This is a genomic window from Promicromonospora sp. MEB111 (assembly GCF_030209445.1).
In the GTDB taxonomy this organism is placed as follows: Bacteria; Actinomycetota; Actinomycetes; order Actinomycetales; family Cellulomonadaceae; genus Promicromonospora.
The window spans coordinates 254,408-269,260 of sequence record NZ_JARVSD010000012.1 but is presented as its reverse complement, the minus strand read 5'-3'; the positions used below and the strand labels follow the sequence as shown (position 1 = coordinate 269,260).

The 14,853-nt window shown below is 73.2% G+C and carries 12 protein-coding genes; 4 read left to right on the top strand and 8 right to left on the bottom strand.

What is annotated here, in order from left to right:
* Positions 1-414 precede the first annotated feature (414 nt).
* From QRN56_RS15840 to QRN56_RS15830, 3 genes are all read left to right on the top strand, one after another.
* The gene (locus QRN56_RS15840) at positions 415-999 is read left to right on the top strand and encodes a hypothetical protein (protein WP_285104814.1); all 585 of its coding nucleotides are present in this window, start codon (positions 415-417) and stop codon (positions 997-999) included.
* Positions 1,000-1,115: 116 nt separating this feature from the next.
* Positions 1,116-2,006, top strand: coding sequence for a ChbG/HpnK family deacetylase (locus QRN56_RS15835; protein ID WP_285104813.1), 891 nt, complete (start codon positions 1,116-1,118; stop codon positions 2,004-2,006).
* Positions 2,007-2,020: 14 nt separating this feature from the next.
* Complete coding sequence (locus tag QRN56_RS15830) at positions 2,021-3,490, top strand: MFS transporter (RefSeq protein ID WP_285104811.1); 1,470 nt, start codon at positions 2,021-2,023, stop codon at positions 3,488-3,490.
* A 12-nt stretch (positions 3,491-3,502) separates the two neighbouring features.
* Here QRN56_RS15830 and QRN56_RS15825 read toward each other — a convergent pair whose 3' ends face one another.
* The 6 genes from QRN56_RS15825 to QRN56_RS15800 all read right to left on the bottom strand — a co-directional run bounded on the left by QRN56_RS15825 (position 3,503) and on the right by QRN56_RS15800 (position 12,307).
* Complete coding sequence (locus QRN56_RS15825) at positions 3,503-4,915, bottom strand: CehA/McbA family metallohydrolase (RefSeq protein WP_285104810.1); 1,413 nt, start codon at positions 4,913-4,915, stop codon at positions 3,503-3,505.
* Between the two features lie 263 nt (positions 4,916-5,178).
* Positions 5,179-7,365 carry a S9 family peptidase gene (locus QRN56_RS15820; protein WP_285104808.1) on the bottom strand — a complete coding sequence of 729 codons (2,187 nt, stop codon included), beginning with the start codon at positions 7,363-7,365 and terminating at the stop codon, positions 5,179-5,181.
* Positions 7,366-7,446: 81 nt separating this feature from the next.
* Positions 7,447-9,072 (bottom strand): HNH endonuclease signature motif containing protein, encoded by a 1,626-nt coding sequence (locus QRN56_RS15815; protein WP_285104806.1) that lies wholly within the window; start codon positions 9,070-9,072, stop codon positions 7,447-7,449.
* A 208-nt stretch (positions 9,073-9,280) separates the two neighbouring features.
* Positions 9,281-9,706 (bottom strand): VOC family protein, encoded by a 426-nt coding sequence (locus QRN56_RS15810; RefSeq protein ID WP_285104805.1) that lies wholly within the window; start codon positions 9,704-9,706, stop codon positions 9,281-9,283.
* A gap of 104 nt (positions 9,707-9,810) precedes the next feature.
* A complete protein-coding gene (locus QRN56_RS15805; RefSeq protein WP_285104803.1) occupies positions 9,811-10,761 on the bottom strand; it encodes a DNA-binding protein in 951 nt (316 codons plus the stop codon).
* 274 nt (positions 10,762-11,035) lie between these two features.
* On the bottom strand, positions 11,036-12,307 hold the full coding sequence (locus QRN56_RS15800) for an erythromycin esterase family protein (protein WP_285104801.1): 1,272 nt from the start codon (positions 12,305-12,307) through the stop codon (positions 11,036-11,038).
* A gap of 80 nt (positions 12,308-12,387) precedes the next feature.
* Here QRN56_RS15800 and QRN56_RS15795 point away from each other — a divergent pair, with 80 nt between their 5' ends.
* The gene (locus QRN56_RS15795) at positions 12,388-13,170 is read left to right on the top strand and encodes a TioE family transcriptional regulator (protein WP_285104799.1); all 783 of its coding nucleotides are present in this window, start codon (positions 12,388-12,390) and stop codon (positions 13,168-13,170) included.
* Here the strand turns inward: QRN56_RS15795 and QRN56_RS15790 are convergent.
* Entirely contained in the window at positions 13,136-14,323 is a 1,188-nt protein-coding gene (locus QRN56_RS15790) for an RNA polymerase sigma factor (protein WP_285104798.1), read from the bottom strand. The genes QRN56_RS15795 and QRN56_RS15790 overlap by 35 nt on opposite strands.
* Before the next feature lie 52 nt (positions 14,324-14,375).
* The gene (locus QRN56_RS15785; RefSeq protein WP_285104796.1) at positions 14,376-14,792 is read right to left on the bottom strand and encodes a YciI family protein; all 417 of its coding nucleotides are present in this window, start codon (positions 14,790-14,792) and stop codon (positions 14,376-14,378) included.
* Positions 14,793-14,853 lie beyond the last annotated feature (61 nt).

The following is a 14,853-nucleotide window of genomic DNA, read 5'->3' as shown; positions in this document are numbered from 1 at the left end:
CTTCAACAACCAACAGTCGAGAGCCAAGAGCTGAACATCTGACCGTCAGGACACCTGACAGCAGGACCGGCTGAGACGGCCGGGTGGCGCCGCAGGTTCGCGGCGCCCCCCGGCCGTCTTTCGTTCGTCTTCCGTCTGCTTCCGCGGTTCTTCGCCGAGTTTCCAGATGGCGGCAAAAAAATGGGCCCCATCCACCTGGGTTCGCCCTGGTGGGGCCTTGTCCCGGGTTCTTGCCACCGGGAGCATTCGTTGCACTGCAGGTGAGTACATGAAGCAGGCGCACCACGCGCCGCGACCTGTCGCTCTCTATCAGTGGGTGCCGACCGGGCATTCGACGGGACCGGCAATCCGACGGGACAGACCCTCCGACGGGACCAGGCATCCGATGACAGGACAAGGGGGCGGGAGCGGCTGATGCGTACGGACACGCGGGCCAGGTTCGGCTTCCTCGTCATGAGCGGGGTCGTCGTGAGCGGCGTCGTCGCCGGCCTGCTCAGCGGCTGCGGCCAGGGCGCGAGCGTCGCCAACTTCACGGTGCCGGAGGAGTACGGGTCGGTCGAGCAGCTCGTCGCGGACGCCGACGTCGTCGCACTGGTGCAGGCGGGCCGCTCCGGGGTCGACGTCGTCGACCGGGTGCCGTACACCCGCACCGAGCTGGAGCTGCGGAAGGTGCTGCTGGGTGCGGTCGGCCAGGACACCGCGCTCGCCGTCACGCAGGTCGGTTCGGCGTCGTCGCCCCCGGGGGCCGAGCTGCCGTCCATCCTGCGCAGTGGTCGCGAGTACGTGGTGGTTCTGCACCTGAACGACGCGGGGGAGTTCGAGGTGGTGGGGCCTGGCGTCTGGCGGGCGGACAGCCTCGGGGCCAGCCTGACGCTGCACACGGGCAAGCCGTCCTGCGTGACGTCCGACATCCCGCACGTGACCACGCCCTGGGAGCTCGAGGTGGCGCTCGGCAAGGCGCGGGCCGTGCTCGGCACGAGCGTCGTCGGAGAGACATGAGCCGACCGTCCCGGAAGGCACAGCACAGCAGAGCAGTCTGAGCTGAGCCGAGAACGTTCCAGGTCAGGGGCCTGGGACGGGCCCTGATCCCCGGTTCGCTGCGCCAGACTGGGCGCATGACGCGCAGCCTCGTCCTCACCGCAGACGACGCCGGGACCGACCCCGACGCAGACCGCGAGATCGCCGCCCTCCTGGTCGGATCGCCGCTGACGGCGGTGGGGGTGATCACCACGGAGCCGGACGACGAGGTTCAACGGAACGACGGGGGCAGACCGGCAAGCCCTGTGCAGAGCGAGATCCAGAGCGAGATCCAGAGTCGGAGTCAGGTCCCGAGCCAGAACCCGAGTGCGGGGGCACTCCGCGCCGTCGAGCTCATCGCCCGGTCCGCGCCCGACGTCGCGCCCGGGGTGCACGTGGTGCTCCCGACGCCGGGTCCGGCGGGCGGCTTCGACGACGTCGTCGACCGCATCACGGCCCAGGTCGACGCGCTCACGCGGGCCACCGCCGCCGTCGGTGCGCCGCGGCCCCGGCGGATCGACTCGCACCAGGGCACCCTGTACGGCCTGCAGGGCCGCTCCTATCTCGGCGAGTCGATCGGGTTCTGCGCGCGGCGCGGGCTGGCCTTCCGCCTGCCCCGCAGCCTGGACCTGTACGGCGACGGCGACCCGGTGCTGGCCACCGCCGACGTCCAGGCGCGGCACGCGACCGCCGTCGCCGGCGCGGACGCGGCGGGGGTGCGCCTGCCCGAGGTGATCGCCACGCATCGCGGCGGTGACGCGGAGGCCCGGGACTACGGTTCGCTGCGGGACCACTACCTGCGCCTGCTGGGGCGGCTGCCCGAGGGGACGAGCGAGATCTTCCTGCACCCGGCGCCCGACACCGCGCGCCTGCGCGAGCAGTCGGCGACGTGGTGGCGCAAGCGGACATGGGAGCTGCGGCTGCTGGGCGACCCGGTTTTCATCCGGGAGATCGAGCGGGAGGGCATCGACCTGGTCGGCGGGTGGTGAGTAGGCTCACCGGCGTGGAGGCCGAGGACGCCGTGGACGCGCCGCAGGCAGGAGCCCCGTCGCGGTCCGCCGGACGGGGTCCGACGCCGGGCGGTGGTGCGGGCAGCGGCGCGGGAAGCGCTGCGGGCGGCGCCGTCGGGAGCGGCGCGGGCCGGACGTCGCCGCTGCGCTACGGCGTCGGCATGTTCGGCACCTCGCTGCCGATCAACCTGGTCAAGGGCTCGATGCTCTACGTGTACGTGGAGCTGCTCGGCCTGGACGCCGTCGTCTACGCGACGGTGTACGCGGTGTACGGGGTGCTGGACGCGCTGGACAACCCTGTGTTCGGTCACCTGTCGGACCGGACGCGCTCGCGCTGGGGGCGGCGTCGGCCGTACCTCGTGGTGGGCGCGCTGGTGCTGACGGCGACGACGATCGCGCTGTTCTCCGTCCCGGGCGCCGTGGCGGACTCCGCGGTGGGACTGGCGGTGTGGTTCGCCGTCTTCGCGATCACCACCGAGATGGCCGACTCCCTGATCAACGCCAGCTACGGGGCGCTGCTGCCGGAGCTGTTCACCGACGAGCGGCGCCGCGCCACGGCGAACGCGGTGCGGCAGGGCGCCCAGCTCGTCGCGCTGGTCATCGCCCTGGCGCTGACGCCAGTCCTGGCGCGGAACGTGCTGGGCACCGAGGGCTCCGCCGTCGGGTACGGGCGGCTCGCGGTGATCTTCGGCGTGGTCGCGGCCGCGGTGATCCTGTGGACCGCGTTCGGCGTGCGGGAGGACCCGGCGCTCGACGCCGAGCCCAAGCCGCAGTTCTTCCGTTCGGTGGGGCAGATCCTGTCGACGGCGCACTTCTGGACGGTCGGCCTGGTCAACGCCTGCTACGGCGCGGCGATGGCGCTGGTGCTGGGCGGGCTGCAGCTGTACGTGGAGCACACGCTGGGCGGCTCGGCGCTGGACGCCAGCATCCTGCAGCTCGTGGTGATCGCCGTCTCGATCGGCATGCTGAGCGTGTGGGCCGCCGTCGTGCGCCGCAGGGGCGCGGCCTGGACGTGGCGGCTCGCACTGCCGGTCGCGGCCGTCGGGTTCGTGCCGCTGTACTTCGCGACCGACCTGCTCACCGGGATTCTTGCCGGGCTCGCGGTCGCCGTCGGGTACTCGGGCGTGCTGGCGACGAACGACCTGGTGATCGCCCGCGTGCTCGACGCCGACGCCGCCCGCCATGGCACGCACCGCAGCGGTCTGTTCCTGGCGGCGTTCGGCGCGCTGGGCCGGCTCAACGGCCTGATCACGGCGGCGGCGCTGGCGTCGCTCGCGCTGTGGTTCGGGTACCGGTCGGGCGCGGACCCCGGCCCCGACCCGGGACAGGCGTTCCGCGTGTACCTGTCCGTGTACCCGTTCGCGCTGCTCGTCGTCGGTACGGCGGTGTCGCGGTTCATCCGACTGCCGGCGGCGCCGGAGGAGGCCGGCGCGGCGTCGGGCGACGCGCCCGTCACGCGCTGATCGCGAGCCTCCTCACGCGCTGATCGCGAGCAGGGTCCGGTCGGCCGCCTCCAGGCGGTAGGGGCCGTGCTCGGGCGGTGCGGAGAACGTCACGCGGTCCCCGCGGACCCGGCGACGACGGTCCGTGCCGCCGTCGGGCACGCCCTCCACCAGCACGGTGCCGTCCGCGTCGACGGCGACCAGGTCGTCGCCGACGCGCACCAGGACGGGCTCGCCCGGTCCGGGGAACCTGCTGAGGGCGGTCCGTCCCCGCCGGACGGCGTCCAGGATCGCCTCCGGAGTGCGGTCCTCGGCGGCGACCCAGGTCGTGGGCGTGCCGGGCGGGTAGCCCTGGTCGGGCGTGTGGAAGTCGCTGCCGCCCAGGAACACGGGAATACCGGCGGCTCCGGCGGCCGACCCTCCCGACAACCGGGCGGCCGACCCGGCCTCCGCTCGATCAGCCGCCGGCCCGCCGACGCCTCGCAGGTAGGCCCACGGTCCCGTCGCGGTCAGGTCGAGGAACCACGAGATGTGCCACAGCTCCAGGAATCCGGTGCGCACGGGGTACTGCCAGCCGCAGTCGTCCTGGAGCGGGTGGTTCACGGACAGCAGGCCGCCGCGCTCCTCGACGTCGGACAACCACAGTGCCGCCGGACGGCGGAAGTCCACCCAGCCGATCTCGCCGAACGCGTTGGCGTGGCCCGCGTGCGTGGTGACCTCCTGTCCGGGCAGGAGGCAGAGGTCGTACGCGGCGCCGACCCCGGGCAGGTGCGCGTGGTGCGAGACCGTGTTGTGGTCGGTCACGGCGAGAAAGTCCAGCCCCCGGCCGACGGCGGCCGCCGCGAGCTGGGCGATGCTCAGCGTCCCGTCCGAGTGCGTCGTGTGTGCGTGCAGGTCGCCCGCGTACCAGGTCAGACCGCCGGGCGCGGGCAGGTCCCGCCCCAGGCGGGTGCCGCCGTGGGCGCCGCCGCCACCCGGACGACTCGGCCCGGTTGTCGGTGAACCGGACCCCGTGCCCGACGGCGGGGGCGGCGCCGGCGGCTCGTCCTCGACCGGGCCGGCGTCGGCCCCGGTGGCGATCGTGACGGTCACGTCGATCGGTTCGGCCGGCAGCCCGTGCAGGCCGAGCACCACCGCCCACCTGCCCGGGACGATCTCGCCCGGCTCGTACCCGGGCGTGGCGGTGCCTCGCCGGTCGCGCCCGGCGGCGCCGGGGCTCGCGTTCGGGGTGATCGCGAACCGCGACCGGGCGCCTCCGGACCAGCCGCGCCACCGCTCAGGGTCGTAGCACCCCAGGTCGATGACGGCGGCGTCCCGGTCGTACGCGAGGGTGACCTCCAGGGCGTCGGTGCCGCGCCCCGTCGGTATCTCGAAGGGCACCTCGAGGTACCGGTTCTCGATCTGGTCGTCGATCGACAGGCGCAGGCGGCGCTCCTCGCGGGTCACGCACCGAGGTTAGCTGCGGGTCCGGGCGAGGCACAGGGCCCGCGCCCGGATCCGCCGAAGCCGGGATGTCCTGGACCCGCGGGGCTCGTGGCGTCACGGCTGCCCCGCTGCCCTGGCGCCCCGTTGCCATGACGCCGTGCTGGCTCATGGCCCGCGGGCCTATGCGCCTGCGGGTCTACGCGTCTGCGGGTCTACGCGTCTGCGGGTCTACGCGTCTGCGGGCCTGCGGGCCTGCGGGCCTGCGGGCCTGCGGGTCAGGCTTCTCAGCGCGCCAGGATCTCCGTGAGGAACTCGATCGCCGCCGGGTAGGCGTCCTTGCGGTTCGCCCGCTTGGCCAGGCCGTGCCCCTCGTCGTGGTAGACCCGCAGCTCGTGCCGGATGCCACGGTCCGCGAGCGCCGCGGCGATCTGCTCCGCCTCGGACAGCGGGACCCGCGGGTCGTTGGCGCCGTGGATCACGAAGAGCGGCGCGCGGAGCTGGTCGAGGTAGGTGATGGGGGACGCGGTGACGAGGAAGTCGCGGTCGTGCGCGAGGCTGCCGTACTCGCGTTCGCGGGCGGCGCGGCGGTACTCGGAGGTGTTCTCGAGGAAGGTCACGAGCGAAGACATGCCGACGATGTCGACTCCGGCGGCCCACAGGTCCGGCTGCATGGTCGTACCGGCGAGCACCATGTAGCCGCCGTAGGAGCCGCCCCAGAGGGCGCTGCGGTCGGCGTCGAGGCCGAGCTCGGGCAGCCAGGCGCGGAGGGTCGCGAGGTCGGCCACGGAGTCGAGGCGCTTTTCGACGTCGTCCAGGCTGACCCAGCGCTTGCCGTAGCCGGCCGAGCCGCGGACGTTCGGGACCAGGACGGTGAACCCGGCGCCGGCGAGCGCCTGGATGACGGGGGAGAACAGCCGGGTCGCCTCGCCCTCGGGTCCGCCGTGCACGAGGACCACGGAGGCGCCCGCGACGGTCGCGCCATTGGCGTACTCGGGGGCGGAGCTCGGGACGTGGTCGTGCTCGTCGCCGGAGTGCTCAGCGCCGGAGTGCTCGTCGCCGGCGTGCTTGTCGGCAGCGTGCTTGTCGGCAGCGTGCTCAGTGCCGGCGTGCTCAGTGCCGGCCGGCCGGTACACGAAGCAGGGGATCTGCTCGCGGTCCGGGGTGGGGACGCGGTGCACCGTGGGCAGCGAGATCGGCAGGCCGTCGGGGATCTGGGCGCGGCCGTCGACCAGGGTGTTGACGGTGCCGGTGGCGGCGTCGACGAGGTGGATCGAGCCGGGGTCGCCGGAGGCGGTCACGTGCACGGCGAACCGTGAGGAGTCCGGGGCCCAGATGACGGTGGGCACGCCGTCGTCCGGAAGCGCGACGTCGCAGCGGTGGGTGCCGTCGTGCTCGTGGACGGCCAGCGTGGTGACGCCGTCCTGGTGGTGGCCCACGACCATCGCGGAGCCGTCGGGGGACAGGACCACCTCGAGGTCGTGGTCGTCGGCCTCGACCAGGGTCTCCCAGACGGTCCCGTCGGCTCCGGCAGGCGCACCATCGAGAGCACCGGCACCGGCACCGGCACCGGTGCCGGGGTCAGGGTTGGGGTCGGCGGAAGCCGGGTGGACGTTGCCGGTACGCACACGAACGACGGCGGCGAACTCCCGCTCGTGGTCCGAGGCCATGACCAGTGCCTCGTCGCCCGCCGTCCAGGCGACGTGGGTGTGGTGGGCGTGCTCGTCGGCCGCAGTGACGGCGACGGGACGGGCTGTTCCGGTATGCGGCTCCGGGGTCTCGCTCGTCGTCCCGTGGGCTGCGGTGGTCGAGCTCGCGGCGATCTCACCTCCGGCGACGAGAACCTGTGTGGAGCGCGGGCGGCTGCTCAGCGTCGTGATCGCCACGGAGTGCCGGTCGTGGGAGGCGACGGCGTCGACGAGGTACCCGCCGCCGTCGTACAGCGTGGTCTCGGTGCCGGTCGCCAGGTCGTGCACCACGACGTCGAAGTCTACGCCGTCGCGCCGGTTGGTCAGGAACACCACGGACTCGGCGGAGACGTCGGCGAGGTCGTGCTTGTACGCGGGGTCGTGGACCAGGGGAGTCAGGTCGGCGAGTGTGGCGGGCAGACGGGCGGGCGGGCCGGAAGGTAGACCGGCACGCGACGCGGTGCGTTCGACGTCCGGCAGGTCGACGGCCAGCAGGTCGACATCCAGCGTCTCGATGTCCAGCAGGCTGAGCTGCATCTGCTCGTCGCCGCCGTTGTCGTGCTGCACCACCACCCGGCGCATGCCCGGCACGTAACGGCCGGAGCAGCGCGAGGGCAGCGCGGTGAGCTGTGTCCGGGTGCCGTCAGACGCGATCTCGACGAGCTGCATGCTGCCCGACTCGTCGTTCCCTGCGAGGATCCGGCCTTCCGGGTCGACGTCGAAGACGGTCCAGGCCGTCAGGTCGAGCAGGGCGCCGATGATCTCTGGCGCGGAGGTCGGAGGCACGGAAGGCGAGGGCACGGACGGCGAGGGCACTGGTGCAGAAGTCACTGACGCAACCTAGCGGGGGACCGCACGCAGCGGTTGTCAGGCAGCCCTGTCACGGGTCCACGGCAACCCGACTCGGCGACCGTGGCGGTTGGTGAACCTCCACCGCCCCGGCTGATCCGGTGTCGCGCTCGGATCCCACGCCATCGTGATCCCGGTGGTGTCCACGAGCGTGTGGTGATGCCAGCACAACAGGGCCGAGTTTGCGACGGACGTCTCCCCGCCGTCGGCCCAGTGCCGTAGCGCATGGTGCACCTCGCACCGGCTGGGCGGCTGGTCGCAGCCGGGGTAGACACAATGCTGGTCCCGAGCGATCACAGCCTTCCGCATCTGCCCGGTCACCGTGCGCTGGGCACGTCCCACGTCGATCGCGGTCCCGTCGGGCCCGAACACGACGCGCGTGACCTCGGCGTCGCACAGGAGCCGCCGCAGGAGGTCACGCGGGACGACGCTCCCCGTCGTGGAGGCCCCCGTGAACGTCGCGGGCTGAGCGGTCAGCGCCGTCAGGTCGCCGGGACGGAGCCCGCCACGGCCTCCGGTGCGACCGCCCACGAGATCCTGCTCGACACCGACACCGACACCGACACCGACGCTGCCCTGCTCCATCCCTGTCGCGTCAGGAATCTGACTCGATCCGACACCGCTTGATCCCGGGCCGGACGACCCGGCACCGCTGAGTCCCGCACCACTCAGTCCGGTGTTTCCGTTGGCCCGACCGCTCCGGACCAGCTCCGTCAGGGAGACAGTGACGTGGACGTGCGGACGCACCGCGGCACCCGAGCCCACGCGGCCGTTGTCCAGGACGTCCCGTGCGAGATCGGCGAGTGCCTGCGCCCGGCGCTGGGTCGGCGTGCGGTCGTCGCCGACGGCCGAAGCGCCCATCATCGAGCCGAGCGCCGTCGAGAGCAGGTGTCCGTGCTCGTCGGTGAGGAATCCGTTGACGTGCCAGCCCCCGAACGTCGGCGAGACCTCCAGGTGCTCCCGTTCGGTCGCCTGCCGGTAGCCGCGGTCGTCCGCGTCGGGATCCGCGACCTGGCCGAACCGCTTCAGCACCCGACGAAAGCGCGCCGGGTCGCAGGCACCGGCCAGCCCGGTCAGGTACTCCTCACCGGTGATCGCCGGGGGAGCAGGACGAGTGTCGCCAGCTGTTTCGAGGTCATCGTCCGCAGCGCCACCGCCGCCGTCCGGCGCATCCAGGGCTGCAGCAGAAGGCTCCGGCAGCTCCTCCGGCTCGATCGGCGCCGCCTGCGCCGCCTTGCGTGCGTCGCTGGTGGGCGCGACGTCCACGAGGGCGCGGACGTGGTCGACGCCGATACCACCCGAGAGCGCCACCGCCCGGGTCGTGGGCAGGTGATCACGCAGCGCCCGGCCCGTACGGGCCTCACGCTTGGCGGTCGTCGTGCTGATGTTCTCGGTCCTCGCCAGCCAGGCCGAGAACGTCCGCGCACCCGTGGCCTGCCAGGGGTGTTCGGCCTCGATCACGGGCAGCCACGTCAGCCGGACCGTATCCAGGCGGGCGCTGAGCGCTCGCAGCCTCGGCGCGGCCGCGACGAGCCGGGGTGCCGCCACGCCGCCGGTGCCGGAGGACTCGCCGACACCGGCGACCGCATCCGGTCCGGCAGACGCCACCAGCTCGTCGGTGAGCACGTCCAGATCGCTCAGCACGGCTTCGAGGGCGCGTGGTCCGCACGCCTGACGGGGCTCGGGTGGAGGCACTGGCATGCAGTCCATCTCGCGTCACCCCCGCCCGGTTCCGTTGCTGTGCCGACCCTCCGATTCTATCGAACATACATTCGATGCGCTTGGCCGGTTTTGAATCTGTGGATAACACTTGACCCGGCGACACGTCCGCTAGCAGGCAGCCTGCTCGCGATCACGACGTCCCGGCTGCCGCGCCGAACTTCTCGACGTAGTGCGGGTTGTACATGACCCCGAGCAGGTTCCCGAACGGGTCCACCACCGAGGCGGTCACGAAGTCGTGCCCGCGCACGGTGACGGGCTCGAACTCGGTGGCGCCGAGGTCGAGCAGCCGGGCCACGGTGCCCTCCAGGTCGTCGACGTGCCAGTACATGAGCGCGCCCCCGGGCTGGTCGGGCAGGCCCGGGGGCGCGAACGCCCGGCTGACGAGGCCGAGCTCGGCCTCGTTGTCACCGATCCGGAACTCGGCGTAGGCCAGCTTGCCGTCCGGCCCGGGGCGCTGGAAGTACGGCTCGACGCCGAGCGCCTCGGCGTACCAGGCAGCGGCCGCGACGACGTCGTCGGCCCAGTAGTTGATGGTGGCGAATCCTCGAAGGCTCATGCCGCCATCTCAGCACCAGCCACTGACACTCGCCGGGCCGGTGCATCTGCATCGGCCCGGCTCCGCCGTCCCGAGAACGGCGGCCCCGAGAACGGCGCGCCCCCTCAGGAGCCCGCCGTCCCCTTGTCCGGCTCGGCGGTCGCGGGAACCGCCGCGGCCAGCGCCTCCCGCAGCCCCGCGGCGGCGCCCTCGGCCTGCGCCTGGCCGGCGATCGCCGCGATGCGCGCCTGCTCGGCCTCCGTCGCCTGCCTGCGCGCGGACTCCAGCGCGTCACGCGACGCGGAGAGCTCACCCTCCAGCCGTGCGACGGAGGCCTCGGCGCCGGCTCGTGCCGCATCGGCGGCGGTGCGGTCCCGGTTGGCCTGCGCGACGTCGCCCCGCGCGGCCTCGAGCGCACCGCGCACGTCCGTCAGGGACTCGCGCAGGCCCACGGCGGCACCGTCCGCCTGTGCGCGGGCCGACTCCGCCTCGGAGCGCGCCCGCTCGGCGGCAGCAGCCCCCGCCCGGGCCTCGGTGAGCTCCTCACGCACCGCCTCGAGCGCTCGCTGCGCGGCGGCGAGCTCGCCCTCCAGCCGGGCGGCCGACGCCGCGGCGTCGGCCCGGGCCTCCTCGGCCGCGTCGCGCTCGTCCTGGACGGACCGTGCATGCTCGCGCGAAGTCTCCAGCAGGGCACGGAACTGGGCGAGCTCGGCGTCGGCCTCGTCCACGCGTGCGGCCAGGGCGTCCGCCTCGCCGACGACGGCGGTCAGCGCCTCGTCCGACGCCGCGGCGCCCGCCTCGTGCTCCGCCCGTGCTGCCTCGACCGCCGCACCCCACAGGGCCTCCAGACCGCGTTCCGCCAGCGCGTTCACCGCGGTGGGCAGCTCGGGGAGCGCGCTGCGCGCGTCGTTCTCGGCTGCCCTCGCGTCGCGCCACTCCCGCAGATACTTCGTGGCCGTGGCGTTCGAGCAGCCGGCGCGCTCGCGCACGTTCGTCACGGTCAGCGCCGCACCCTCGGCCGCCAGCGCGTCTGCCGCCTGGAAGACCCGTTCCTTGTCCCGCACGTCGTTCCCCACGTCGTTGTTTCCGCTGCCCTTGCTTCCGCTCGTAGTAGTACGAGTAGTAGCGCGATACTACTCCTACTTTCACTCCACACAGTGCGCACCCGCTTTCCTGAAGCGGGTGCGCACTGAGAGCAGAATCGGCTAGATAGCAGGCATTCGGGGTGCCATAGGCGTCACTACTCGACCGGCAGAGAGCAGATGGTGAGCATCGATTCCGTGGCGCGCCGGTCTCAGATCCACGCGACCTCGGCCGACGATCCGACAGGACCGACGCTCTGACGCAGGATCAGTCCTCAGGAACGTCCTGGAGAAACACGACCCCGTCCAGGTCGGCGAGCTGGGCCGGGTCCAGCGGCGCGTAACCGAACCAGGGGGACACGCGCGCCACAAGCGGCGCTCCGCTGGAGAGACCTGAAGCGTCGACGACGCACCGGTCCGCACCGAGCGCGGACAGGAGACCCTCGACGCTGTCCGACGGCGGGGCGTCCACGCCCTGGTGCCGGATGGTGCCGACCGCCGAGGCCAGGAACCCGTACCGATCGCCCAGCCGGGCGCTCACCAGCGCGCCGGCGCCCCACCACTCCAGCCGCGGGTGGTCCCACATGCTCATCGTGCTCATGCCGCGCTGCAGGTGGCTGTTGTGGGCATTGACCAGCACGGGGCCCCGCTCCGCGAGGGCGAGCAGGTTGTCGGCCATCATCGCGTCGCGGACCGCGAGCAGCCGCGTCATGCGGGCGGGCGAGGGGTCGGCCATCCAGAAGTGGTAGCGCAGCAGGCCGGTCGCGGTCCGGCCTGCCAGGCGTGCCCGATCCCACTCCTGCGGCGTGGAGGTGGCGATGAGGCGCGGGGCGTGCGTGTCGAGGAGCGTCGCCAGGTCGTCGGCGAGCAGGCGCAGCTCCCGGGCCTCGGCGGACTGCCCCACGGACCGGGCGGGGTCCGTCATGGCGGCGGGTTCGGTCCAGCGGGCGTCCGCGCCGATCAACCGGTCGAGCACGTCCGCGCTGCAGGGCAGCAGCTCCGCGTCCACGCGCGCGGACAGGTACTCGTACAGGGCCGCGAGCGCGGCCCGAGGGCTCGCCGCCGCCGAGATCTCCAGCGGCCCGTCGAAGCCTGCGAACCGGAGCCGGTCGGCGTCGGGCCGGCCCTCCTCGCCGGCACGCACGTTCCAGGCACGCATCCAGCGCACCAGCTCACGGTTGGCCGGGAACGCGCCCCACTCGTGGCTGAACCCGCGCGCCATAACGTCGTCGAGCACGGCATCGTCAAGCACGGCATCGTCAAGCACGGCATCATCGAGCACGGCATCGTCGAGATCGCCGACGCCGGTCGCGACGTAGTCGTCCACGACCTGCCCCGCGAGACAGTCGGTCTCCAGGGCGATCGTGCGGTAGCCCTCCTGCTCGACGAGCTCCCGGAACAGCTCGTTGCGCAGCCTCAGCAGGGCGTCCGCGCCATGAGTGGGCTCGCCCAGGGCGAGGATCCGCGGCCGGCCCGGGAACAGGCGCATGACGGAGGCGGCATCAAGGGGATGAACGGTGTGCTCGAGGTCTCTCACCATTCCCTCAACGGTATCGTTGACGTCCCGGTTGAGACCTGGGCTTCGACGAGCCCAGAATAAGGCCCAGAACAGGCGGATCGATGGGGCACAACCTTCAAAGTGCCGTGCGGCTGCGGCCGGTCGACCTGGCACGCGGGCACGGCCTGTCCACGCAGGCGGTCCGCAACTACGAGGACGCCGGCATCCTCCCGGCCGCCGTCCGCACGCCGTCCGGATATCGCGTCTACACGCCTCGGCACGCGCGCGCCCTGCGCGCTTTCCTCGCCCTGGTCCCCGGGCACGGCCATCGGACGGCGGCCGCGATCATGCGCGCCGTGCACGACGGCGCGACCGGCGAGGCGTTCCGCCTGATCGACGAGAGCCACGCCCAGCTCCTGGACGACCGCAGGACGCTCCGCGCCGTCGAGCAGGCGCTGCGCGACCTCGACTCCACCGGGCCGTCACCGGGCCCCCGGCCCGGCGACACCTTCGTCGGCCCCCTTGCCGCCAGGCTCCGGATCCGGCCCGCGACCCTGCGCACGTGGGAGCGCGCCGGGCTCGTGCGCCCGCGGCGCGATCCGCAGACCGGCTACCGCCTCTACGACGAGGCCGCGCAGCGCGATGCCCAGCTGACCCACCAGCTCCGGCGTGGCGGGTACCTCCTGGAGCAGATCGGCCCGCTGATCGACCGGGTGCGGACTGCGGGCGGGCTGGAGCCACTGGAGGCGACCCTGCAGGAGTGGCACGGGCGCCTGACCGACCGCGGACGGGCCATGCTCGCGGGCGCCGCCGCCCTGGAGGCCTGCCTCCGTGCCGACGAGGGCTCCGGGGACGGGCAGCAACCCTGTCTCAGCGAGCCGCCCGCAGCCGCGCCGCCTGCTTGATGAGGTGCGTGCGCTCGGCCGAGCTGGTGGCCCGGTCGGCCGCGGCGGTGTAGTGGTCGATCGCCGCGGCGGCGTCGTCGGCGCGCTCGTGGAGGTGGGCCGCCACGGCGTCCCACCGGGACAGCCCCGGGTCGATCTCGGCCAGGGCCGCCAGGCCCGCCCGCGGCCCGTCGACCTGCCCGACGGCGACGGCCCGGTTCAGCGCGACGACCGGGTTGTCGGTGAGACCGGCCAGCTCGTCGTACCACTCGAGGATCTGCGGCCAGTCGGTCTCCCCCGCGGTGGGGGCGTCGTCGTGCAGGGCGGCGATGGCGGCCTGCACCTGGTACTGCCCCAGCCGGTCCTGTGCCAGGGCGTCCTGCAGCACCTCCACCCCCTCGCGGATCATCGCGGTGTCCCACCGGGAGCGGTCCTGCTCGTCGAGCGGCACCAGCTCGCCCGAGGCGGTGTAGCGGGCGGCCCGGCGGGCGTGGTGCAGCAGCATGAGGGCCAGCAGCCCGGAGATCTCGGGGTCTGCCCCGTCCGGGCGGCCCGGCCCGGCCGGGGCAGACGGTGCGGACGCGGCGAGCTGCCGGGTCAGCCGGATCGCCTCGTCCGCGAGGGAGATCTCGCCGGTGAACCCCTCGTTGAAGATCAGGTACAGCACGTGCAGCACCGCGCGGGCGTCCCCGGGCCGGTCGAACCGCTGGCCGCTGATGGTGCGCTTGGCACGCGAGATCCGCTGCGCCATCGTCGCCTCGGGGACCAGGAAGGCCCGCGCGATCTGGGCCGTGGTCAGCCCGCCGACGGCCCGGAGTGTCAGTGCGATCGCGGACGCCGGGCTCAGCGCCGGGTGACAGCAGCGGCTCAGCAGGAGCAGCGTGTCGTCCGACTGCTCGGTGGGCCCAGGCGGCGGCTCGTCGTGGACCCGCTCCTCCCGCCGTCGCCGGGTGGCCTCGGACCGCTGGGCATCGATCAGCTTGCGGCCCGCGACGCGCAGGAGCCAGGCCTTCGGGTCGTCCGGCGGGTCGTCGGGCCAGTGGCGGACGGCCTCGATGAGGGCCTCCTGGACGGCGTCCTCGGCCGTCGCGAAGTCTGCTCCGCGACGGACGAGGACGCCGAGGACCTGCGGCGCCAGCGTCCGCATCTGGTCGTTCACCGCGTCGTGGTCCACACCAGGCCCCTCATTCGCCGATGGTCAGTCGCCGACCGTCATACGCCGACGGTCACTCGCTGATGGTCAGGTCCTCGCCGAGGAACGGCCGCACCTCGAGCCACTCGTAGATGGGCCGACCGCCCTTGCCGGGTGCCGCGGACAGCTCGGCCGCCGCCTCGTAGGCCCGCTCCTGGGACTCGACGTCGATGATCATCCAGCCGGCGATGAGGTCCTTGGTCTCCGCGAACGGGCCGTCGGTCACGGGCGGGCGGCCTTCGCCGTCGTACCGGACGAACGTGCCCTCGGGGGACAGCGCGCCCTCGCCGACGAACTCGCCGGACTCGGTGAGCTTGTCGGCGAACCGGCGCATGTAGTCGATGTGCTCCGTGATCTCCTCGGGTGACCACTGGTCCATCGGGACGTCGGTGCCCGGCACCCACTCCGGACCGCCGCGCCGGTAGTGCTTCAGCAGCAGGTACTTCGCCATGGTTCTCTCCCTGGGTCACGGGCCCCGTGGGGCCCTGCGTCGTGGACGCGGTACGGACGCC

Coding starts and splice junctions, on each gene's coding strand:
- QRN56_RS15840 (WP_285104814.1), top strand. CDS start 415: ATGCGTACGGACACGCGGGCCAGGTTCGGCTTCCTCGTCATGAGCGGG.
- QRN56_RS15835 (WP_285104813.1), top strand. CDS start 1,116: ATGACGCGCAGCCTCGTCCTCACCGCAGACGACGCCGGGACCGACCCC.
- QRN56_RS15810 (WP_285104805.1), bottom strand. CDS start 9,706: ATGAGCCTTCGAGGATTCGCCACCATCAACTACTGGGCCGACGACGTC.
- QRN56_RS15800 (WP_285104801.1), bottom strand. CDS start 12,307: ATGGTGAGAGACCTCGAGCACACCGTTCATCCCCTTGATGCCGCCTCC.
- QRN56_RS15795 (WP_285104799.1), top strand. CDS start 12,388: ATGGGGCACAACCTTCAAAGTGCCGTGCGGCTGCGGCCGGTCGACCTG.
- QRN56_RS15785 (WP_285104796.1), bottom strand. CDS start 14,792: ATGGCGAAGTACCTGCTGCTGAAGCACTACCGGCGCGGCGGTCCGGAG.